Origin of the sequence: Mesorhizobium sp. ISC15 (assembly GCF_037162615.1) — a bacterium.
Taxonomy (GTDB): Bacteria; Pseudomonadota; Alphaproteobacteria; order Rhizobiales; family Rhizobiaceae; genus Mesorhizobium; species Mesorhizobium mediterraneum.
On the sequence record NZ_JAVSPX010000001.1, the window covers coordinates 4,544,284 to 4,564,562 of the forward strand.

The 20,279-nt window shown below is 62.4% G+C and carries 18 protein-coding genes; 10 read left to right on the forward strand and 8 right to left on the reverse strand.

Annotated elements, in window-relative coordinates:
- Nucleotides 1-62: 62 nt before the first annotated feature.
- Complete coding sequence (dksA, locus tag RPG13_RS21910; protein WP_006202025.1) at nucleotides 63-479, reverse strand: RNA polymerase-binding protein DksA; 417 nt, start codon at nucleotides 477-479, stop codon at nucleotides 63-65.
- A 264-nt stretch (nucleotides 480-743) separates the two neighbouring features.
- On the opposite strand from dksA, the gene RPG13_RS21915 reads away from it, so the two are divergent.
- The 4 genes from RPG13_RS21915 (at nucleotide 744) to RPG13_RS21930 (ending at nucleotide 4,621) form a co-directional block, all read left to right on the forward strand.
- Nucleotides 744-1,247: a SixA phosphatase family protein gene (locus RPG13_RS21915; protein WP_337125988.1), complete on the forward strand. Its 504-nt coding sequence runs from the start codon at nucleotides 744-746 to the stop codon at nucleotides 1,245-1,247.
- Between the two features lie 64 nt (nucleotides 1,248-1,311).
- Nucleotides 1,312-2,790 (forward strand): YcjX family protein, encoded by a 1,479-nt coding sequence (locus tag RPG13_RS21920; protein WP_337125989.1) that lies wholly within the window; start codon nucleotides 1,312-1,314, stop codon nucleotides 2,788-2,790.
- Nucleotides 2,787-3,878 carry a YcjF family protein gene (locus RPG13_RS21925; protein WP_337125990.1) on the forward strand — a complete coding sequence of 364 codons (1,092 nt, stop codon included), beginning with the start codon at nucleotides 2,787-2,789 and terminating at the stop codon, nucleotides 3,876-3,878. Before RPG13_RS21920 ends, RPG13_RS21925 begins: the two co-directional genes overlap by 4 nt.
- A gap of 188 nt (nucleotides 3,879-4,066) precedes the next feature.
- The gene (locus tag RPG13_RS21930; RefSeq protein WP_128284499.1) at nucleotides 4,067-4,621 is read left to right on the forward strand and encodes a hypothetical protein; all 555 of its coding nucleotides are present in this window, start codon (nucleotides 4,067-4,069) and stop codon (nucleotides 4,619-4,621) included.
- Between the two features lie 96 nt (nucleotides 4,622-4,717).
- On the opposite strand, the gene RPG13_RS21935 is transcribed toward RPG13_RS21930, so the two are convergent.
- Complete coding sequence (locus RPG13_RS21935) at nucleotides 4,718-4,984, reverse strand: hypothetical protein (protein ID WP_095485329.1); 267 nt, start codon at nucleotides 4,982-4,984, stop codon at nucleotides 4,718-4,720.
- Between the two features lie 247 nt (nucleotides 4,985-5,231).
- On the opposite strand from RPG13_RS21935, the gene RPG13_RS21940 reads away from it, so the two are divergent.
- Nucleotides 5,232-7,067: a monovalent cation:proton antiporter-2 (CPA2) family protein gene (locus tag RPG13_RS21940; protein WP_095485330.1), complete on the forward strand. Its 1,836-nt coding sequence runs from the start codon at nucleotides 5,232-5,234 to the stop codon at nucleotides 7,065-7,067.
- Between the two features lie 17 nt (nucleotides 7,068-7,084).
- The gene (locus tag RPG13_RS21945; protein WP_095485331.1) at nucleotides 7,085-7,633 is read left to right on the forward strand and encodes a DUF924 family protein; all 549 of its coding nucleotides are present in this window, start codon (nucleotides 7,085-7,087) and stop codon (nucleotides 7,631-7,633) included.
- A 48-nt stretch (nucleotides 7,634-7,681) separates the two neighbouring features.
- On the opposite strand, the gene folK is transcribed toward RPG13_RS21945, so the two are convergent.
- From folK to folP, 3 genes are all read right to left on the reverse strand, one after another.
- Complete coding sequence (folK, locus tag RPG13_RS21950) at nucleotides 7,682-8,194, reverse strand: 2-amino-4-hydroxy-6-hydroxymethyldihydropteridine diphosphokinase (RefSeq protein WP_337125991.1); 513 nt, start codon at nucleotides 8,192-8,194, stop codon at nucleotides 7,682-7,684.
- A complete protein-coding gene (gene folB, locus RPG13_RS21955; RefSeq protein WP_095485333.1) occupies nucleotides 8,178-8,537 on the reverse strand; it encodes a dihydroneopterin aldolase in 360 nt (119 codons plus the stop codon). Before folB ends, folK begins: the two co-directional genes overlap by 17 nt.
- Nucleotides 8,538-8,649: 112 nt before the next feature.
- On the reverse strand, nucleotides 8,650-9,492 hold the full coding sequence (gene folP, locus RPG13_RS21960; protein ID WP_337125992.1) for a dihydropteroate synthase: 843 nt from the start codon (nucleotides 9,490-9,492) through the stop codon (nucleotides 8,650-8,652).
- Nucleotides 9,493-9,576: 84 nt separating this feature from the next.
- Between folP and RPG13_RS21965 the strand changes: the two genes are divergently transcribed.
- The 3 genes from RPG13_RS21965 (at nucleotide 9,577) to RPG13_RS21975 (ending at nucleotide 11,175) form a co-directional block, all read left to right on the forward strand.
- The gene (locus RPG13_RS21965) at nucleotides 9,577-10,194 is read left to right on the forward strand and encodes a DUF922 domain-containing Zn-dependent protease (protein ID WP_164759056.1); all 618 of its coding nucleotides are present in this window, start codon (nucleotides 9,577-9,579) and stop codon (nucleotides 10,192-10,194) included.
- 388 nt (nucleotides 10,195-10,582) lie between these two features.
- Nucleotides 10,583-10,801, forward strand: coding sequence for an AbrB/MazE/SpoVT family DNA-binding domain-containing protein (locus RPG13_RS21970; protein WP_280953365.1), 219 nt, complete (start codon nucleotides 10,583-10,585; stop codon nucleotides 10,799-10,801).
- Nucleotides 10,801-11,175 (forward strand): type II toxin-antitoxin system VapC family toxin, encoded by a 375-nt coding sequence (locus tag RPG13_RS21975; protein ID WP_095485336.1) that lies wholly within the window; start codon nucleotides 10,801-10,803, stop codon nucleotides 11,173-11,175. Before RPG13_RS21970 ends, RPG13_RS21975 begins: the two co-directional genes overlap by 1 nt.
- A 270-nt stretch (nucleotides 11,176-11,445) precedes the next feature.
- On the opposite strand, the gene RPG13_RS21980 is transcribed toward RPG13_RS21975, so the two are convergent.
- The 3 genes from RPG13_RS21980 to RPG13_RS21990 all read right to left on the reverse strand — a co-directional run bounded on the left by RPG13_RS21980 (nucleotide 11,446) and on the right by RPG13_RS21990 (nucleotide 13,469).
- Entirely contained in the window at nucleotides 11,446-12,474 is a 1,029-nt protein-coding gene (locus tag RPG13_RS21980; RefSeq protein WP_337125993.1) for an NAD(P)/FAD-dependent oxidoreductase, read from the reverse strand.
- 205 nt (nucleotides 12,475-12,679) lie between these two features.
- Nucleotides 12,680-13,000, reverse strand: coding sequence for a 2Fe-2S iron-sulfur cluster-binding protein (locus RPG13_RS21985; protein WP_006334837.1), 321 nt, complete (start codon nucleotides 12,998-13,000; stop codon nucleotides 12,680-12,682).
- 100 nt (nucleotides 13,001-13,100) lie between these two features.
- The gene (locus tag RPG13_RS21990; protein ID WP_337125994.1) at nucleotides 13,101-13,469 is read right to left on the reverse strand and encodes an Hpt domain-containing protein; all 369 of its coding nucleotides are present in this window, start codon (nucleotides 13,467-13,469) and stop codon (nucleotides 13,101-13,103) included.
- A 273-nt stretch (nucleotides 13,470-13,742) separates the two neighbouring features.
- Between RPG13_RS21990 and RPG13_RS21995 the strand changes: the two genes are divergently transcribed.
- On the forward strand, nucleotides 13,743-20,204 hold the full coding sequence (locus RPG13_RS21995; protein WP_337125995.1) for a kinesin: 6,462 nt from the start codon (nucleotides 13,743-13,745) through the stop codon (nucleotides 20,202-20,204).
- Nucleotides 20,205-20,279: the final 75 nt, after the last annotated feature.

The window sequence follows — 20,279 nt, forward strand, 5'->3', positions numbered from 1 at the left end:
GGCCGGAGACCGGCCATGACAAAGTTCGCTATTGACCGCTTTTTAGACGCCTCGCCTGTGCTTCAGTCGTCGCGGTAGACCTTCTCGCGGCGCTCGTGGCGCTCCTGCGCCTCGATCGACAAGGTCGCGATCGGACGCGCATCGAGCCGCTTCAGCGCGATGGGCTCGCCGGTTTCCTCACAATAGCCGTAAGTGCCTTCATCAATGCGCTGGAGCGCGGAATCGATCTTTGAAATGAGTTTTCGCTGGCGATCGCGAGCGCGAAGTTCGATGGCGCGGTCGGTTTCCGAAGAGGCGCGATCGGCGAGATCGGGGTGGTTGGCGTTTTCCTGCTGCAGGATTTCGAGGGTTTCGCGCGCTTCGCGCAATATGTCGTTCTTCCAGGTGACGAGCTTCAGGCGAAAGTAGGATTTCTGCCGCTCGTTCATGAACGGCTCGTCTTCGGAGGGTACGTAATCGGCGGTAACGATGTCGTTCATTCGACTCACCCAAACTGCCCCAATTTTGGCGCCTATATATTCGCGGAGCGAATGCTGCACAAGCGTAATCGACGACAGTTTCACGCAATTGTTAATGTCGGGCAAAACGGCACTGGCCGCATCATTCGCATGAAGGGCGCGGCCGAATTCGTTTATGATTCGTTGGGTTTGAAGGGTATCAGCCATTGTGCAAGAGAGCTTTCTCATGGCTAATCCTGCAGCGCCTTTTGACGAGTTTCGGTGTTAGGCACAAGCGAGGGGCCGGTGAGCAAGCTTTATCTGTTGAGGCATGCGAAGGCTGGATGGGCCCTGCCGGGCATGCGCGATTTCGATCGTCCGCTCGACGCATCCGGCCTCGCCGACGCCGAAACGATGGGTGCGGTCATGCGGGCCCGCAACTACATTCCGGACCTCACGCTTTGCTCCAAAGCAAAGCGAGCGCTGCAGACGCTGGAAGGCCTTGCCGGTCACACCGATACCGGCCGGGTCCTGTTCCTGGACGCGCTCTACAGCGAGGATGCCGCCTTCTATCTCAACATCATCCGCGGCAATGGCGGGCCAGGCTCGCTGCTCGTCATCGGCCACAACCCGATGACGGAAGATCTCACTATCGCGCTTTCGGGCGACGGCGAAGAGGCTGCGAAGGGAATGCTAAACCACGGCTTCCCGACCGCCGGCCTTGCGGTCGTCCGTTTTCCAGGCAGTCTTGCCGACGCCGCGCAAGGCACCGGCTATCTCGAAGCCTTCTTGACGCCGGTTGATCTCTGACGCCGTTTCAAATCCAGGTGGCAGCGTCTATATCGGAGCGTACCGAAGCCCCGAGAGAACCGATTTGGCATCATCGCTGACCACTTTCACCGACGAGGCGAAGATTGCCCTGGATACGCTGTCGGGGCGCGCTACAGGGCTTTTTTCGCCGTCGCTGCGCCTCGGCGTTACCGGCCTTTCTCGCGCCGGCAAGACGGTGTTCATCTCGGCCTTTGTCCACAATTTGCTCCATGGCGGGCGCTTGCCGCTATTCGCCGCGCAGAAATCGGGACGCATCGCCCGTGCCTTCCTCGAAGAGCAACCGGATGATGCGGTACCGCGATTCCAGTACGAGGATCATATCGCGGCCCTCGTCAACGACCGCCTCTGGCCGGATTCGACACGTGCCATTTCCGAACTGAGGCTCACCATCGAATATGAATCGGCCTCCGGCTGGAGCCGCATGTTTTCATCAGGCAGAGTGTCGGTCGATATCGTCGACTATCCCGGAGAATGGCTGCTCGACCTGCCGCTGCTCGGCAAATCCTACGGCGATTTCTCACGCGAAGCCTTCGAGATGGCCGTGCTGCCGGTGCGCGTCGACCTTTCGCAGGAATGGCGCGCGCTCTCCGCCGCAGTCGACCCGAAGGCGGACGCCGACGAAATGACGGCGCGCCGCCTCGCCGAGAGCTTCGCCGCCTATCTCAAGGCATGCAAGCTCGACGAGCGGGCGCTTTCGACCTTGCCACCCGGCCGTTTCCTGATGCCCGGCGATCTTGAGGGCTCACCGGCGCTGACCTTCGCGCCCTTGCCGGACCTGAGCGAGCGGCGGGCGCGTTCGGGGTCGCTGCAGGCGATGATGGAGCGCCGCTACGAGGCCTACAAGACGCATGTCGTAAAGCCGTTCTTTCGGGAGCACATCACGCGCCTTGACCGCCAGATCGTGCTGATCGACGCCCTGCAGGCCTTGAACGCAGGCCCCGGCGCGATGGCCGATCTCGAACGCGCGGTGACCGAAATCCTCGCCTGTTTCCGCCCCGGCCGCGGCAATTTCCTGACAGACTTTTTTTCAAGGCGCATCGACCGCATATTGGTGGCGGCGACGAAGGCGGACCATCTGCATCACGAAAGCCACGACCGGCTGCAGGCGATCGTGCGGCGGCTTGCCGACCGTGCCGTGGCGCGGGCAAATTTCACCGGCGCCGATGTCGACGTGGTCGCCCTGGCGGCCGTGCGCGCGACCCGGGAGGGCACGGTCAAGCAAGGCCGTGAAACACTGCCGGTCATCATCGGCATACCGTTGAAGGGTGAAAGGATCAACGGCGAAGCATTTGATGGAAAGACCGAAACAGCCATATTTCCCGGCGACTTACCGGAAAAAATTGATGCAGTGTTCGATGTCTCTGGACTAGGCCATCGGCAGGGCAACGACGACCCGGCGATCCGCTTTGTGCGCTTTCGCCCGCCAAAGCTCGAACGCACCGCTGAAGGCGTCACGCTGTCGCTGCCGCATATCAGGCTCGACCGCGCCCTGCAGTTCTTGATCGGAGATCATCTGGCATGACCGCGCCCCGCAAGCCGGCGGCATTTCGCATCGAGCCGGAAGCCGCGCCGAGGGAGGAACAGGCATCCTTGCGCCAGCCCGACGCCCCGTCAGCGCGAAAGCCACGCGCGGTGAAGACGGATGGCGGGGTCGTCGTGCCGGCCGAGATCGACGTCTTCGACGAGCCCGACATCGTCGTCGCCGAACCGCCGCCAGCGATCGCGACGCGGAAGCGTTCGTTGTTCGGCAGCCTGTTCTTCGGCGCATTGGGCGTTCTGGTTTCGCTGGCTGTCGGACTTTGGACCGACCAGCTGATTCGCGATCTGTTCGCGCGCGCCGAATGGCTGGGCTGGCTGGCCGCCGGGATGGCCGTGATCGCGGTGCTGGCGCTTCTGGTCATCCTTGTCCGCGAATTCCTGGCGATCGCCCGCCTCGCCGAGGTTGAAAAACTTCAGAAGCGGGCACTCGATGCCATCGCCCGCGACGACCCGAAAGCCGCTCGTGCAGTGGTCGACGAACTCTCGGCCTTTGTCGCGGCCAAGCCCGAAACCGCGGCAGGCAGACGCGCGCTGGCTGAGCTGCGCGACGAGATCATCGACGGTGGCAATCTGGTGCGCCTGGCCGAGACCGAGATCCTCGGCCCGCTCGATGCGCGCGCCAAGGTTATGATCCTCGAAGCGGCAAAGCGTGTGTCGCTGGTGACGGCGGTCAGCCCTCGCGCCCTGGTCGACGTCGCCTATGTCGTGTTCGAAGCAGGCCGGCTGATTCGCCGCCTGTCGGAACTTTATGGCGGCCGGCCGGGCACGCTGGGGTTCTTCCGGCTGGCGCGCAGCGTTCTCGCCCATCTGGCGGTGACCGGCTCGATCGCCGTTGGCGACAGTTTCGTGCAGCAGATCGTCGGCCATGGCCTCGCTGCCCGGCTCTCGGCAAAACTTGGCGAAGGCGTCGTCAACGGCATGATGACCGCACGCATCGGCATTGCGGCGATGGAAACCGCGAGGCCCCTGCCCTTCAGCGCCACGAGACGGCCCGGCATGGGTGATTTCCTGTCCGCCCTGACATCGTTTGCGACAAAAAAGCAGAAGGAAACGTCCGCTTCCGATACGTGACAATTGCCTACAGCGCTGCGTCCTTTTGGACGCGCAAAGGACGTTGTAGCGCTTTGATTCTGCGGATGATCCCCAACGCAAATCGATTCTGATTTTCGGGTCACGCGCTAGCGGTGACGAAGCATTAACCAATCTTGTCCATGGTCGGACGGGTTCCAAACCAGTCTCTTTGTTGCCGGGTGTCGTCGATGAAAAGCGTGATCTTGTCTAGCGTCCTGCCCCTGGCAGTCGTGGTTTCAACTACTGCCGGCCTGGTCGAAAAGACCTTTGCAGCAGAACCGGACAAGCAGTTCTTTCAATCGGTGGAAGGCAAATGGGTCGGCCCGGGAGAAATCGTCGCCGGCAAGTACAAGGGGACGAAATTCACCTGCAGCTTCACCGGCTCGACACCTGACGGCAAGATCGGCATGTCGCTCGACGGCGGTTGCCGGGTCGGCATGTTCACCCAGCAGATGTCGGCGACAATCCAGCACAAGGGCCGCGAAGGCTATAAGGGCAGCTTCATGGGCGGTGCCGCCGGTTCCGGTCTCGACATCGTCGGCGGCAACGTGGTCAGCGCCAACAAAGTCGTCTTCACCATCAACCGCAACCAGCTGCGCGGCGTCATGCAGGCTCTTGTCCCCAACGACAATTCGATGACGGTGACGGTCGCGGTGCGCGTCGACAAGCAATTGGTGCCAGTCATCGGCATGAAGCTGAAGCGGGTCGATACGCTCGAAGTCGGCTCCATCGCGCCGAACTGAGCGGCTATTTGCACCGGCAGGCCGTGCGATGCCCTACTCTGGCTGCAAAAAAGCGGCAGCCACGGCCACCGCTTTTTGCAAAACTCAAATCGATGCTCAGCTCTTGATGGCAGTGGTCAGCTCATCGTAGGCCTTGCAGGCCTCGTCGGCCGTCGTAGTGCCTTGAAACTTGGTCGTGATCGCCTGGACCTTGGCGGTGAGATCGGCTGCCTTGGCCGGATCCTTGGTAATTGCCTCCTGAAGGGCAGCAGTCATGTCCTGAGCCTTCTTAGTCAGCATTTCGGTCGTGCATTCAGGTGCCTTCGAACAGGCCGAGCCGGCAAGTGCCGCGATGCCGACGGCAACAAGCAAAAACGTCTTCATGTCAGTCTCCCTCAAAAAGGGCCGCGACTTGATCGTCGCTCGCCCTCCACTGGCCGAAGCCGGGCGTCCTTAGCGCCCGATTGCCGAAACAAGCAACGCGGCCGGCGCATAAACTTGTGGAGCGCGCCTGCAACACTGCCGCACCGGTTTCCGGATTCGGACTGTTCGATTTCCGCCGAAGCCCCTATCTTGGCCGCTCGATGCCGCAGCGCGTGCAGCGGTCCTTAAAAAGAACGGAACGGCAGGCATGGCGGCAGAAGCAGCGGGCAGCGATCTGATCCACGTGGTGGCGCTGCTCGCCGCAGGTGTTGTCGCCGTGCCGATCTTCAAGCGCATGGGGCTTGGTTCCATCCTTGGCTATCTGGCGGCCGGCGTGGTCATCGGCCCGTTCGGCATCGGCATCTTTTCCGAATCGGAAGCCATTCTTCACGTCGCCGAGCTCGGCGTCGTCATGTTCCTGTTCATCATCGGGCTGGAGATGCAGCCGTCGCGGCTGTGGGGCCTGCGCCGGGAGATATTTGGTCTCGGCGCGCTGCAGGTCGGCGTCTGCGCGCTGTTGCTGACCGGCGTCGGACTGGCGGGAGGTTTTCCGATCGCGCAATCCTTCGTCGCCGGCGCCGGCTTCGTGCTGACCTCGACGGCGATCGTCATGCAGCTCCTGGAAGAACGTGGTGAGATCGCCGTGCCCAAAGGCCAGCGCATCGTCTCTATCCTGCTACTCGAGGACCTGGCGATCGTGCCGCTGCTGGCCCTGATCGCCTTCCTGGCACCGGGCGGCGCCGATATGAGCTTGACCCAGCGGCTGACGGAGGTGGGCATCGGCCTTGCGGCCATCCTCGGGCTGGTGCTGGCCGGGCGTTTCCTCCTCAATCCGTTCTTCCGCGTCCTGGCGGATGCCCGCGCCCGCGAGGTGATGACCGCAGCCGCCCTTCTGGTTGTTCTGGGGTCGGCGCTTGCCATGCAGCTCAGCGGCCTATCGATGGCGATGGGCGCTTTCCTGGCCGGCGTGCTTTTGTCGGAATCCACCTTCCGCCATCAGCTCGAGGCCGACATCGAACCGTTCCGCGGCGTGCTGCTCGGGCTGTTCTTCCTTGCGGTCGGCATGTCGCTCAACCTGCAAGTGGTCGTCGAGAACTGGCGGCTCGTCGCCGTCTACGTCGTCGCCTACATGGTGATAAAGGCGATAGGCATCTATCTCGTCGCCCGCATCCTCAAGGCTGGTCACCGGGAAGCGATCGAGCGTGCCGTCTTCATGGCGCAAGGCGGCGAATTCGCCTTCGTTCTCTATTCCGCCGCCGCGACCGTCGGCATCATCGACAGCCAGGCCAATGCGACCCTGACGGCGATCGTCATCATCTCCATGGTGCTGACACCGCTGGCCACCCTGGCATTACGGTATTTGACGCCGCGCGACGAGCAGTCGCTCGAAGGCGTCGACATCGCCGACGGCCTTACCGGCAGCGTGCTGATCATCGGCTTCGGCCGCTTCGGCCAGATCGCCAGCCAGCCGCTGCTGTTGCGCGGGATCGATGTGTCGATCATCGACAATGAGGTCGAAATGATCCAGGCGGCGGCCGATTTCGGTTTCAAGGTCTATTATGGCGACGGCACGCGGCTCGACATTCTGCGCGCCGCAGGCGCCGGCCGCGCGCGCGCCGTGTTGATCTGCGTGGACAAGCCCGACGTCGCCGTCCGCATCGCAGAGCTCATCAAGGCGGAGTTTCCCCTGCTGACCGTGCTGGCACGCGCCTTCGACCGCGGAACCGCACTGCAGTTGATACGTGCCGGCGTCGATTTCCAAATTCGCGAAACCTTCGAATCAGCGCTTGTCTTCGGCGGCTCTACACTGGAGGCGCTGGGCGTCGACCCGGCGGAAGTCGCCGAGGTGATCGAGGATGTCCGCCACCGCGACGCCGCCCGTTTCGAGTTGCAGCTTGCCGAAGGCGTTCGCGCCGGAGCGCGCTTCCTCAAGGGCAATATCGGCACGCCCATTCCGACCCCGCTCAGCCAGCCGCGCCGCACCGGTCAGGCGCTTAATGAAGAGACCGCCGACGTTCTGCATAAATCCGAGCCTGCGGACTAAACACGTGGAGCAAATAGATGACCGAACTGGACGAGCGCGCGCTTTCCGTCACCAAATTCTGGCGTGACGCCGGGACGGATGCATGGTTCGAGAAGCATGACGCCTTCGACGCAGAGTTCCGCAACCGGTTTCTCGATCTGCATTACGCTGCCGCACGGCGTGAATGTGACGACTGGTCGGAGCATGCCGAAGGCTCACTGGCGCTGATGATCCTGCTCGACCAATTCCCGCGAAACTGCTTTCGTGGCACCGGCCATATGTATGCCACCGACCCGCTGGCAAGGCATTTCGCCGAAAAGGCGATCGCCGCCGGCCAGGATCTGGCGCTCGACGAAGACCTGCGCGCCTTCCTCTATTTGCCGTATGAGCATTCGGAGCATCTCGCCGACCAGCTCAAATCGATGGACCTCTTTACCGCCAAAGCCCAATCCAACCTGAAATATGCGGTCGAGCACCTGGAGATCATTCAGCGCTTCGGCCGCTTTCCGCATCGAAACAGAATGCTTGGCCGCGAGACGACGCCGGAAGAACAGGTCTTCCTCGACGGGGGCGGATTTTCCGGCTGAGCTCAGTGCGTCGGACCCAAAAGTGGCTACCGGTCTTGCGTCCGATGCTTAGGCCCGCCACCAATCCCGACCAGACGGCAATTGCTCGATGCCGGCGCTGTCGAGAGCGGCAAGCCGCTCCTGTACGCTTCTGCCGCCGACGGTGAGGCCGGGCGCGATCTCGGCCAGCGGTGCCAGAACGAAGGCGCGCTCCAGCATGCGCGGATGCGGCACTTCCAGCCCGGTTTCGTGGATGATCCGATCGCCGAACACCAGAATGTCGATGTCGATCAGGCGTGGACCCCAGCGCTCCTCGCGCACCCGCTTCAGTCTGCGCTCGACGTCGAGGCAGAGATCGAGCAATGCATGTGGTGCGAGAGCAGTCGAAATTTCGGCAGCCACATTGAGAAAATCCGGCTGGTCGAGCTTGCCCCAAGGTGGCGTGCGGTAAAGCGAGGAGACGACGACGAGGCGCGCGTTCTCGTCGGCGTCCAGCATGCGCAGCGCCGCGCCCATCGACCTTGCCGGGTCGCCGAGATTGCCGCCAAGGCTGAGGTAAACCGTGTTATTCGGGCCAGACAACGGTCACCTCGACATGATCGAGCACGCCGGGCACCGGCGCGTTCGGCTTGCGCACAGTGATCTCGGCCTTTTTGATCTGGGGAAACCGGGCCGTCAGCGCCCGGGCCACCTCCAACGCCAGCGCTTCTATCAGAAAACGCCTCTCCCCGGTTATGATCCTTTCGATCACCCCGAAGGCGATACCATAGTGGACGGTATCCTCGATGGAATCATCGACCAGCGCGCGGCCGGGTTCGACGGTGAGCGCAGCGTCGACATAGAAGCGCTGGCCGAGTGTCTCCTCCTCATCCAGCACGCCGTGCCGGGCGAAAAAGGCGCAGTTCTTCATGCGGATGACATACATCGCTCAGCGTCCCGCTCGATTAGAGCGAGGCGCGTCCACTTGGATGCACAAAACGACGCTCTAACGCTTTAAATCTACGCATAGGCTCGAAAATCGATTCCGATTTTCGAGCCTATGCGGTGGTTTCACGCGCCAGCATAGCATCCGCAAGCGCCAGCGCATCCACATTGATTGCGACATCGTGGACGCGAAAAAGCTGCGCGCCCTTGAGTCTCAGGATGACGCTCGTCGCCGCTGTTCCGGCACCCCTGGCCGAGGCGTCGCGGCCGGTGACAGCGCCGATGAAGCGCTTTCGCGATGTGCCCGCCATCAGCGGAAAGCCCAAGGCATCGAGTTCGGAAAACCGTGCCATCAGATCGAGATTTTCCTCCGCTGTTTCCTTGGCGAAGCCAAATCCCGGATCGAGCACGATTTGGTCGTCGGCAACGCCGCTTCGCCGGGCGATTTCCAACGATTTCCTGAGGAAGAAAAGCTGATCCTCGATCACGTCGGGCAGTTTTTGCCGGTCACGCCCGGTGTGCATGATGATAAGCCCGGCGCCGGTCTCGGCCGCGATGCGCGCGATGCCGGGCTCGCGCTGCAGACCCCAGACATCGTTGACGATGTGGGCGCCGGCGGCGACGGCAAGCCTGGCGGTGTCCTCGCGATAGGTGTCGACCGAAATCAGCGCCGTGCCAAGCCTGGCCAGCGCCTCGATGACGGGCAGCACGCGGGCCTGCTCTTCCTCGATGGTTACCGGAGATGCGCCGGGGCGTGTCGATTCCCCACCGACATCAATGACCGAGGCTCCCTCTTCCATCATGCGGCGCGCCTGCGCCATCGCCTGTTCGGGCGCAACGAACAGCCCTCCGTCGGAAAAACTGTCCGGCGTGACATTGAGGATACCGACGACCACGGACTTGCTGCCAAGGTCGAGATGGCGCCCATGCGCCAGCTGCCATCGCCCTGTCGTCATTGTCCATCAACCATGTATGATCCGCCAAAGATCAATTCCGTTGCGCCGGCAACGGCCGTAACGCAAGGTGGGCAAAGAGGCAACATGATGAAACGATCCCTGCTTTGCGCCCTGATGCTCGCTTTTTCCGCCTTGCCGGCGGGCACAGCGAGCTTGGTAAAGACATATAGCTACTTCAGCATCGGCGGCAGAACGCTCGATGATATCGGAACCCAGCTTACGAAACTCGGGCCCCAGGTGAAAAGCACGGGGATGCGGCATCCAGGCGCCACACAGATGGCGTTCACCACCCGCGTCAGCTACGCGGAAAAATCGAATTCCTGCCGGATTGCCGACGCCAACGTCACCGTCAAGGTCAAGGTGATCCTTCCCGAATGGCGCCGCTCGGGCAAGGCCGATGCGGGCGTAAGGCTTTTCTGGGACACGTTGTCGGCCGACATCAAGCGCCATGAGGACCGCCATGTCGAAATCGCCAAGAACCATGCCCGCGAACTCGAGGATGCGCTGAAGGCGACCTACCCGCGGAAAAATTGCCAGGAGGCCAAGACCAAGGCCGCGGAAATCGCTGCCGCTATTCTTGCCAAGCACGACCGGGCCCAGGTGCAATTCGATCGCGTCGAAACCATCAATTTCGAAAGTCGCATCTTGCGACTGCTGCGCTATCGCATGGAGCGCATCGAGAACGGCCGGCTGCCGGGTTAGCTCAGGTCAGATGGTAACGATTTAGGCACTGGCAGGGCCTTCGCCTCGACACATCAGGCATCGCCTGCTATTGCCACGCCGCTGTTATGCGAAACGCATGCCGGCCGGCGACCCGCCTGGCGGGATTCGAAGCCCCGTTGCCCTAACGAGGTCCACAGCCCAATTCAGAGGGTCCGATTTCCGGCCTGTCAGCGAAGCGGCCACGGCGCCGATAGAGGCGCCGTCTCACTTTTCTCCTGCGTGCCCCACGTCTGCATTTGACATCCCCAAGCCGGGCTACCGTATATCCGTGATGTCTCAATAATGTACCGAGGCCAGACGGCTGCCGTAAGCTCCTTGCACTGGCCCTCATTGCGTCTTACGTTTGGCGCATCGATTAAGTAAGGGTATGATAATGCCGGAGACTGCAACCCTGTCCTCGAAGTTCCAGATATCGATCCCCAAGGCGATCCGGACCGCCCAGCATTGGGAAGCGGGTTTGACCTTTGCCTTCATCCCGAAGGGAACGGGCGTGCTACTCGTCCCTGTGCCGAAGCGGGAAGCGCTGAAGGGGCTGGCGAAGGGCGCTTCGGCGACGGAATATCGCGACCGGTCGGACCGTTTGTGATGGTGCTCGTCGATACCTCGGCTTGGATCGAATGGCTGATAGGCTCTCCAACGGGAGAGCAGGTGGCCGAGCATCTGCCCGAGCAAGCCGACTGGCTCGTTCCGACCATGGTGCAGTTGGAACTCGCAAAATGGCTCACTCGCGAAGTAGGCGAAGACAAAGCCGATCAGACCATCGCCTTTACGCAGGTCTGCACGGTGGCCCCGCTTGACACGGAAATCGCCCTAGCGGCCGCTGAAGCCTGCCGGAAGCACAAATTGGCGACCGCAGATGCGATCATTTTCGCAACCGCTCGGGCGCATGACGCGACGCTCCTGACTTGTGACAAGCATTTCGAGAGCCTGCCAGTCGTCACCCTCATCGAAAAGATCTAGCGCTGACATTGTTGGGCCGCGGGATGATGTCGGCTCCGGCAGCTCACGACCCATTGCTGCCGCTCGCCGAAATCGGCGGCGATGTCCGAGGCTGGCCCCATTGCAGGCCCTGAAAAGCTCGCAAAGCCGAACTTTGCGAGCGACTTAGGATTACGTCAGGAATAAATGACGGGTTGGCGCATTCCGCTCTAGGAAAAGGAATTGGCCGAGCGACCGCTTTCCACCCTGAGCTGCCCTACGCGTCGGGTACCAAGCGTCAGGCTTTCACCACTAGCCGGCGACGCCGAGCTTCTTCTGCAGGCTGGTCGACGAGGTCGTATACTGGAATACGATGCGCTCGCCGGGGCTGACGATGCGCTTGGCTGCCTGCGCCATCAGGGCGACCTCATGGAAGCCCGATAGGATCAGCTTCAGCTTGCCGGGATACCAGTTGATGTCGCCGACGGCAAAGATGCCCGGTACCGACGTCTGGAATTTCTCGGTGTCGACCGGGATCATGTTCTCATGAAGATTGAGGCCCCACTCGGCGATCGGTCCGAGCTTCATGGTCAGGCCGAAAAACGGCAGCATCCGCGTGCACGGCACCTCGGTGTCACCGTCCGGTCCCTTGATGGTCGCGGAGGAAAGCTGGCCGTCCGTGCCGGTCAGTCCCGTCACCTGCCCGACCTGGAAATCCAGTTCCTTCATTTCTTGCATGGCGTACATCTTGTTGACGCTGTCGGGCGCCGCGCGGAATTCCGGCCGCCGGTGGACCAGCGTCACGCTCTTGGCCACCGGCTGCAGGTTCAGCGTCCAATCGAGCGCCGAATCGCCGCCACCGACGATGACGAGGTCGTGGCAGCGGAATTCCTCCATCCGGCGAACCGAGTAGAAGACGCTCTTGCCTTCGTAAAGCTCGATGCCCGGGATCGGCGGCCGCTTCGGCTGGAAGGAGCCGCCGCCGGCGGCGATAACCACAACCTTGGCTTCAAACACCTCGTTCTCGTCGGTGACGACGCGAAAGCTGCCGTCCTCGAGCTTTTCGAGGCTTGAGACCATGCGGTTAAAGGTGTAGTCGGGCTTGAACGGCGCGATCTGCTCAAGCAGCTTGTCGACCAAGCCCTGCGCCGAGATCGATGGCCAGCCGGGAATGTCGTAGATCGGCTTTTCCGGATAGAGTTCGGCGCATTGCCCGCCGGGCCGGTCAAGTATGTCGATCAGATGGCATTTCATATCGAAGAGGCCGAGCTCGAACACGGCGAACAAGCCGACAGGCCCCGCCCCGACAATCAATACGTCCGTCCTGGTGATATCGGTCATGAATGCGCCTTCGATGCGCAGGGCCTCGAAAACCGAAATCGATTTTCGGTGGGGATCATGCGCCAATCACAGTGCTACAGCGCCCTTTGCGCGTCCGAGCGGACGCACGGCGCTGTAGAGAACGGCCGACACTGCATGACCATTGGCCCGCTGCCAAGCCGGGGCCGGAAAAATCGGCGATAAACCCCGCTTCAGCCTTCACGCCTCAGCCTTGGCGGGCGGGCACGCGCACAACCAGGCCGTCGAGTGCGTCGCGCACCTTGATCTGACAGGAGAGCCGCGAGTTCGGCTGGACGTCGTAGGCGAAGTCCAGCATGTCCTCTTCCATGGCTTCCGGCTCGCCGACCTCCGCCGTCCATGCCTCGTCGACATAGACATGGCAGGTCGCGCAGGCGCAGGCGCCACCACATTCGGCCTCTATCCCCGGCACGGCGTTGCGGATCGCGTTTTCCATGACGGTCGAGCCGTTTTCGGCATCCACGTCAAAATGTGTGCCGTCATGGGCGATGAAGGTCAGCTTGGTCATTTGTCACCTGAAGGGAGTCTCAGCCGAGATAATCACTCCGGCAGACAAGTCAACTGCCGCGCAAAAGCGGCGCTCTATGCCGTTTTTTTCGGAAATGGGTTTAACGGCTGATGGCGGCGACGAAATCGCGAACTTCTTCGATCAGCGAGCCAAGCCGCTTGAGGGTATTGGTATCTTCAGGCTGAAGTTCGATCGCGCCGGCGCAATCGGCAATGGCGAAGGCGCCGACGCCGCGGGCCGAGCCTTTCAGCCCGTGCGCCAGAAGCAGTCGTTGCCTCACATCGGCATCGACGATCTTGTCGCGAACGGACAGCGCCTGCTGCACGAACAGCGCCAGCACCTCCTGCTCGAGGCTGCGGTCGCCCATCGTCTGGCGCGCGAGATGCGCCAGGTCCACCGGCCGCGACCCGGCCGTTCCCGATACGTCGCCGCCGGGCATCGAGAAGGCAACGCCGTTTTCGCCACGCATGAATCTGCAACTCCATTGTTCGACTGCCGAAAAAAATAGGCGCATCCTGTGGACGGCGGGTTAATGATTGGCCCGGAAAAATGTTGCGATAACGGCGCCGGAATCACAGTTCTGTTAACCTTATATTTAAAGTTTTACGTATCGCGCCGAATGCATGTTTTCTTTACCCCGGTGTGTCATTACGATACGACAGGTCCATTTTCAGCCTCTTGCGTGGGACACGACAAGCAGAATCAATAAGTCCCGCGGCAGCTTGTACAGGGTAGCGAAGGCATGGCGAAGAAAACAACGACGACAAGAACGCTCGATAGCGACGTAGCCAGGGAACTCGAAAAAGCGCTTGATATCGACCTGAGCGGGGATGCCGGCGGCGACCTCGACATCGCGGCGTCGATGGAAGACCTGGAAGCGCAGATATCGCAGGCTGCCGACGAGTTGGCACGCGAAGGCCGTAACCAGAATGCCGAGCCTGTCGCCAACCAAGGCCAGAATGCCGAGCCTTTCGCCAACCAGAGCCAGAAGGCGGAGCCTGCCGCCAACCAGGACCAGAAAGCCCAAGACCAGAAAGCAAAGCCCGCGGCAAAGGCCAAGATGGCTGAACTGCGCCCTGTGGAAACGCGCAATAGCCAGCAGCCGGCCGGTTTCACACCAGCCAATGACCCTCTTCAAAAAGATTACAAAACGCTGCTGCACACCCTCAATCGGCGTGCCTCGAACACGATCTACTGGGTCGTTGCGCTCGTTTCGCTCGCCTGGATCGCGGGCGCCGGTGCGCTGGCCAATCTGCTGTTTGGACCTGGCATCTGGCAAATCCGCACGCCCGACCAGTTTTTCGCCCGTCCTGAACTGATCGGCCTGGCGGTCGCTGCGATCCTACCCGTCCTCCTGTTCTGGGCGTTTGCAGCCATGATTCGCCGCGCCCAGGAAATGCGCATTGCCGCTCAGTCGATGACGGAAGTGGCCTTCCGCCTGACCGAGCCGGAAAATATCGCCCAGGATCGTGTCATGATGATCGGGCAGGCCGTTCGCCGCGAGGTGGCGGCCATGGGTGAAGGCATCGAGCGCACGCTTGCGCGAGCCGTCGAACTCGAAACCCTGGTCCACAGCGAAGTCAACCAGATCGAACGCTCCTACTCGGAGAATGAATCCCGCATCCGTTCGCTTGTCGACGGGCTGGGCAGCGAGCGCGAAGCGGTGGTCACCCACGCCGAACGCGTGCGCGCCTCGATCACCGGCGCGCATGAGACGCTGAAGGACGAAATCGGGGCTGCCAGCGACATCATTCGCGACAGCATTCTCAACGCCTCGACGAACCTGTCGATGACCATCACCAATTCCGGCGACACGCTGATCGACAGGATCAACCAGAGCTCGATGTCGATCTTCGATTCGGTCGAAGGCCGGCTCGAATCGATCACGGACCGGCTGTCGACCTCCGGCGAAGCCTTCGCCAGCCTTCTCGATATGCGCATCGCCAAGCTGACGGACACGACCGACGGCCTCACCCGGTCGCTGACCGATCTGCTCGACGATCGGACCTCCGGCATGGTGTCGCTGCTCGGCGGCGCCGCGCGCACGCTCAACTCCGAATTTGAAGCCAGCCTTAACGGCATTGAGCGGACGCTGGCCGAACGCGGCCAGACGCTGATTAGTGAGTTCCAGACCCGCGCCGAAGCGCTGGACACCGGCACCCAGAAGCTCAACGCCGCGCTCGAGGCCCGCGCACGCCAGATCAACGAGACCCTGGTCGAGCGCGCGCGCGAAATCGCCCACACCTTCCAGGAAAGCAAGGAGACGCTGTCGGCGATGATCGATCAGGGCAAGACCCAGATCGGCGCCGACATGGCCGATATCGTTTCGTCGACCTCGTCCATGCTTGAAGCACGCGCCGGCGATTTCGCCGGGCGCATGGAAGCGGCCCGTCATGTGGTGTCACGCTCCTTTGATGCCGATATCCAGCGGCTTGCCGATGCCCGCGTCGGCATCGAGGAAGCCGTCGAGAACCACAGCCGCAAGCTTTCCGAAAGCCGCGAACGCATGGCGGCGGCAATGCAGGCCGATCTGGCGAAATTCGCCGAAAGCCGCGCCGGCATCGACGCGGCTGTCACCGATCAGGTGCAGAAGCTTGCCGAAGGTCGCAGCCTGATCTCGCGCGCGCTCGAAGAGGATCTGCGCAAGGTCAACGAGTCGCGGGCCACCATCGATGCTTCGCTCGGCAGCCATCTCGAAAGCCTCGAAGAGGGCCGTAACAGGCTTTCACAGGCCTTGAACGAAGACTCCGGAAAACTTGTACAAGCCCGCACGATCATTGACGAAATGGTTGCCGGCCATGTTGGCAAGCTGGCCGAAGGCCGCAGCATTCTTTCACGCGCTCTCGAGGCCGATCTCGGCAAGCTGGCCGACAGCCGCGCCAGCATCGACGGCCTGGTCGCCGGTCAGGTCGAGAAGATCGCCGAAGGTCGCGCCATCCTCGCCAAGGCGCTGGAAAGCGACATCGTCGGCATCAAGGGTCTCATCGAGAACCATTCCGCCAAACTGGCGGAAGACCGCACCGAGCTTTCGCGTTCGCTTGAAAACGACCTGTCCGGCATCAGGGGCCTGATCGAGCAACATTCGGGCAGGCTCGCCGACGATCGCAGCCTGCTTTCGCAGACGCTCGAGGCTGACCTCGCCAAATTGGCGGACAGCCGGTCGAGCATCGACGGCCTGGTCGCCGGCCAGGTCGAGAAGCTGGCCGAAGGCCGCGACATCCTCAAGCGCGCGCTTGAATCCGATCTCAACACGATCAAGGACGTCATATCAAGCCAGTCGGAAAAGCTGGCGGAAGACCGTGGTCAGCTCTCAAGGGCGTTGGAAACCGACCTGCAGAGCGTGAATGGCCTTATCTCCGATCACATGAACAGGCTCGCCGAGGATCGTTCAACCCTGTCGAAGGCGCTCGAGGACGACCTCGCGAAACTGGCCGAAAGCCGGTCGAGCATCGATGGTCTGGTTACCGGCCAGGTTGAGAAGTTGGCCGAGGGCCGCGACATCCTCAAGCGCGCGCTGGAATCCGATCTCAACACGATCAAGGACGTCATATCAGGCCAGTCCGAAAAGCTGGCGGAAGATCGCTCGACCCTGTCCAAGGCGCTCGAAGACGATCTCGCCAAGCTGGCGGAAAGCCGGTCGAGCATCGACGGGCTGGTTGCCGGCCAGGTCGAGAAGCTAGCCGAAGGTCGCGACATCCTCAGACGTGCGCTGGAAGCCGATCTCAATACGATCAAGGACGTCATATCAAGTCAGTCCGAAAAGCTGGCGGAAAACCGCTCGACCCTGTCCAAGGCGCTCGAAGACGATCTCGCGAAGCTGGCGGAAAGCCGGTCGAGCATCGACGGGTTGGTTGCCGGCCAGGTCGAGAAGCTATCCGAGGGCCGCGACATCCTTAGACGTGCGCTGGAAGCAGACCTCAATACGATCAAGGGTGTCGTCGCCGATCAGTCCCAGCAACTGACCGACAATCGTGCACAGTTCACGCGGGCCCTGGAGGCCGATCTCGGCAGCGTCAACGGTCTTGTAAACAGCCATGCCGAGAAGCTGATCCAGGACCGCTCGATCCTCTCCAAGGCGCTCGAAGACGATCTCGCCAAGCTGGCGGAAAGCCGGTCGAGCATCGACGGGCTGGTTGCCGGCCAGGTCGAGAAACTGGCCGAAGGCCGCGACATCCTCAGACGTGCGCTGGAAGCAGACCTGCAGAAGATTGCAGCGAGCCGCAGCGACGTAGACGACATCATCGCCGGCCATGTCGGCAAGCTGGCCGAAGGCCGCGACGCGCTGACCCGTGCGCTGGAGGACGATCTCTCCAAGCTCGCCGACACCCGCAAGGATGTCGACCGTTCGCTGTCCGGCCATATCGACCAGATCGCCGCCAGGAGCACCGATATTTCCGCGGCAATCGCCGCCGACGTCGAAAAAATCGAGCAGGCGTTCAGCCGGCAGACCGGCATCATCGAGGAGCGCGCCGGAACCATGGAGCGTGCGTTGTCGACCGGTGTCGACAACGTCCGCAACGTGCTCGAAAAGAGCGCCGTCTTCGTTGCGGGAGCGCTGCGTGAAAAGGTCATGGAAGTCACCAGCGCGCTGCATGAGCAGGCGGGTGCTGCGTTCAGCGACGCCGATCGCAAGATCGCCGAACGTGCCGAGCAGACCTCGGCGGCCTTGCTCGCCAGGGCGGAGGATATCGCCCGCACCTTCGAGGAGGCGGATCGCCGCCTCGCCGCACGTGCCGAGGATACGTCGAGCGCGCTCATTGCCCGCGCCGAGGACACATCGAGCACCATCATGGCCCGTGTCGACGATACATCGAACTCCTTGCTGGCGCGCGCCCAGGAAACGGCCGATCAGTTGGCAGCCCGTGCCAGCGAGATCGCCGGCACATTCGATGCGGCGGACCAGAAGCTCGTGGCCCGCGCGGTCGAAACGGCGCAGTCGTTGGCCGCGCGCGCCGGCGACATCTTGCGCAATTTCGAAGGCGCCGACGAACGGCTCGGCGTGCGCATCGGCGAATCGGCCGAAGCGCTCGCGGCGCGGGCATCCGACCTTGGCCGCATTTTCGATGCTGCCGACCAGCAGCTGATGTCGCGCATTGCCGAAGGTTCGGAAGCGCTGTCGGCCCGCGCATCCGAGATCGGCCGTATCTTCGACGAGGCGGATCACCGTCTGGTGTCCCGCATCGCCGACAGCTCGTCGACGATCGGAGAGCATACCGAGAACATCGTCGGGGCATTTGCCAGCACCGAGCAGCGGGTTGCCGAACGTGCGAGGCTGACCGGTCAGGAACTTGCCGTCCACGCCCGCGAAATCGAGCAGGCGCTGGCCGGCGCCGACGAGCGCCTGGCATCCAGCGCAGCAGCGGCGGCGGCTCGTGTCGAGGAGCAGGTTGCCGGCGTCGAAAACCGTCTCGTCTACACCACCGAGACGATCGGCCAGAAGCTCAACGAGCAGGTTTCGACTGCCGAGGCGCAACTCATTTCGCGCGCCAACGCGATTGCCGAAACCTTCACCGCGGTCGGCCAGCATATCGGCCAGAGCACCAACGACGCGGCGAAGACCATCGGCACCAACACCCGCGAGCTCAACACCATGCTTGCGGCACGTTCGGCCGAGATCTCGAAAATCCTCGACGAAACGGCACGGCCGCTGGTCGAGCGTTTCGCCCAGGGCGGCTCGGAACTGCAAAAGAGCATGGAGGAGGTTACCGAGCGCGCGACCGAGAAGTTGCGCAGCGAAAACGCCGCCTTGGTCGACGCGCTCGCCAGCCGCACCGCCGAAACATTGTCGGCCGTCGAAGGCGCACGCTCGACGCTCGCCGACAGTGTCGCCGATCTCATCGGCCGCATGAGCACCTCGAGCTCGCAGCTCGGTCAGCTGATCGAGCAGGCGGCGGCCAATCTCGGCCAGGTCGACGAACGCCTGACCGGCAGCACGCAAAGCTTTGCGGCGACAACGGAAAAAGCCGCGCAGACCTTCGCCAGCTCGGCGCGCCTGGTCGATTCGAACACGACGCGGCTTACCGAATTGTCGTCTTCCACCTTGCGCGAGGTCGCCTCGATCGCCACCAAGTTCGACGAGCACAGCCGTCTATTGTCCAGTGCTTCGGACCTGTTGAGTTCGGCCCAGAGCAACCTCGAACACACACTCGAGAGACAGTCGTCGCTGGAGGACCTCGCCGTCGGCCTGGTCAAGAAGTCGGAGGATCTCGAAAAGGTCATGCGCTCGTTCGAGACGCTGGTCGGCCAGACGTTGCAGAACGCCGAAGGCAAGACGCTGGAGTCGGCGGACAAGATCCGTGCCGCCATTTCCGACGTCGTCGATTCGGCAACGAAGCGCTTCGCCGACGCGACTGAGGAGATGCGGCGCACGGCCGGCTCGATCAAGAGCGAGCTCGACCTCACCCGCGCCGAGCTCAAGAAGGGCGTCATCGAGATGCCGGAAGAGGCAAAGGAATCGACCACGGCCATCCGCCGCGCCGTTTCCGAGCAGATCAACGCGCTGAAGGAACTCTCGGATATCGTTGCGAAATCGGGCCGCAGCACCGACACCTCGGAGCCGCGCAACCTGCGTCCGGCACCGCAAGCGCCTGCCGCGCGCGCCGCTGAACCGCAGCGCCGTCCTCCGGCCCCGCAACCGGAACCTCGTGCCCCGCAGGCGCCATCGGGTGACACCGCACTGCGCGGCACGCTCGACCTGGAACGCCCGGCTGAGACGGCGCAGCGCCAGCGCGACCCCAATGGCCGTACGCCGCAAGGCGGCTGGGTGCGCGATCTCTTAACTGGGGCGTCGCGCGAAGAGGCCGCCAAGCCCGCGCCGTCGGAAGCGCCACGCTCGGCCCCTGCCCAGCGCTCGCCGCTTCATGTCGTGGAGTCACTCAACTCGCTTTCCGTCGACATCGCCCGCGCCATCGATCACGATGCCTCGATCGAGTTGTGGAACCGCTACCGGCGCGGCGAGCGTGACGTGTTCACGCGGCGTCTCTACACGCTGAAGGGCCAGCAGACTTTCGATGAGATCCGCCGCAAATATCAGATGGAGGCGGAGTTCCGTGCCGCCGTCGACCGTTACTGCGATGATTTCGAAAAGCTGCTCAAGGACGTGTCGCGCAACGACCGCGACAACATGATGGCGCAGACCTACCTGACGTCGGACACCGGCAAGGTTTACACGATGCTGGCGCATGCAAGCGGCCGCCTGCATTGATCAGGCGATAAACGAAACAAGAAAGGCGGGAGATGTTCCCGCCTTTTTTATGCAGTGCCGACGTCCTCGGGATGA

Excerpts from the sequence above, each read along its gene's own strand:
- folP (WP_337125992.1), bottom strand. The coding sequence starts at position 9,492 with ATGACGACAGGGCGATGGCAGCTGGCGCATGGGCGCCATCTCGACCTT.
- RPG13_RS21995 (WP_337125995.1), top strand. The coding sequence starts at position 13,743 with ATGGCGAAGAAAACAACGACGACAAGAACGCTCGATAGCGACGTAGCC.
- RPG13_RS21930 (WP_128284499.1), top strand. The coding sequence starts at position 4,067 with ATGAAAAGCGTGATCTTGTCTAGCGTCCTGCCCCTGGCAGTCGTGGTT.
- RPG13_RS21940 (WP_095485330.1), top strand. The coding sequence starts at position 5,232 with ATGGCGGCAGAAGCAGCGGGCAGCGATCTGATCCACGTGGTGGCGCTG.
- RPG13_RS21935 (WP_095485329.1), bottom strand. The coding sequence starts at position 4,984 with ATGAAGACGTTTTTGCTTGTTGCCGTCGGCATCGCGGCACTTGCCGGC.
- RPG13_RS21945 (WP_095485331.1), top strand. The coding sequence starts at position 7,085 with ATGACCGAACTGGACGAGCGCGCGCTTTCCGTCACCAAATTCTGGCGT.
- dksA (WP_006202025.1), bottom strand. The coding sequence starts at position 479 with ATGAACGACATCGTTACCGCCGATTACGTACCCTCCGAAGACGAGCCG.
- RPG13_RS21970 (WP_280953365.1), top strand. The coding sequence starts at position 10,583 with ATGATAATGCCGGAGACTGCAACCCTGTCCTCGAAGTTCCAGATATCG.
- RPG13_RS21985 (WP_006334837.1), bottom strand. The coding sequence starts at position 13,000 with ATGACCAAGCTGACCTTCATCGCCCATGACGGCACACATTTTGACGTG.
- RPG13_RS21980 (WP_337125993.1), bottom strand. The coding sequence starts at position 12,474 with ATGACCGATATCACCAGGACGGACGTATTGATTGTCGGGGCGGGGCCT.
- RPG13_RS21975 (WP_095485336.1), top strand. The coding sequence starts at position 10,801 with ATGGTGCTCGTCGATACCTCGGCTTGGATCGAATGGCTGATAGGCTCT.
- folB (WP_095485333.1), bottom strand. The coding sequence starts at position 8,537 with ATGTATGTCATCCGCATGAAGAACTGCGCCTTTTTCGCCCGGCACGGC.
- RPG13_RS21965 (WP_164759056.1), top strand. The coding sequence starts at position 9,577 with ATGATGAAACGATCCCTGCTTTGCGCCCTGATGCTCGCTTTTTCCGCC.
- RPG13_RS21925 (WP_337125990.1), top strand. The coding sequence starts at position 2,787 with ATGACCGCGCCCCGCAAGCCGGCGGCATTTCGCATCGAGCCGGAAGCC.
- RPG13_RS21990 (WP_337125994.1), bottom strand. The coding sequence starts at position 13,469 with ATGCGTGGCGAAAACGGCGTTGCCTTCTCGATGCCCGGCGGCGACGTA.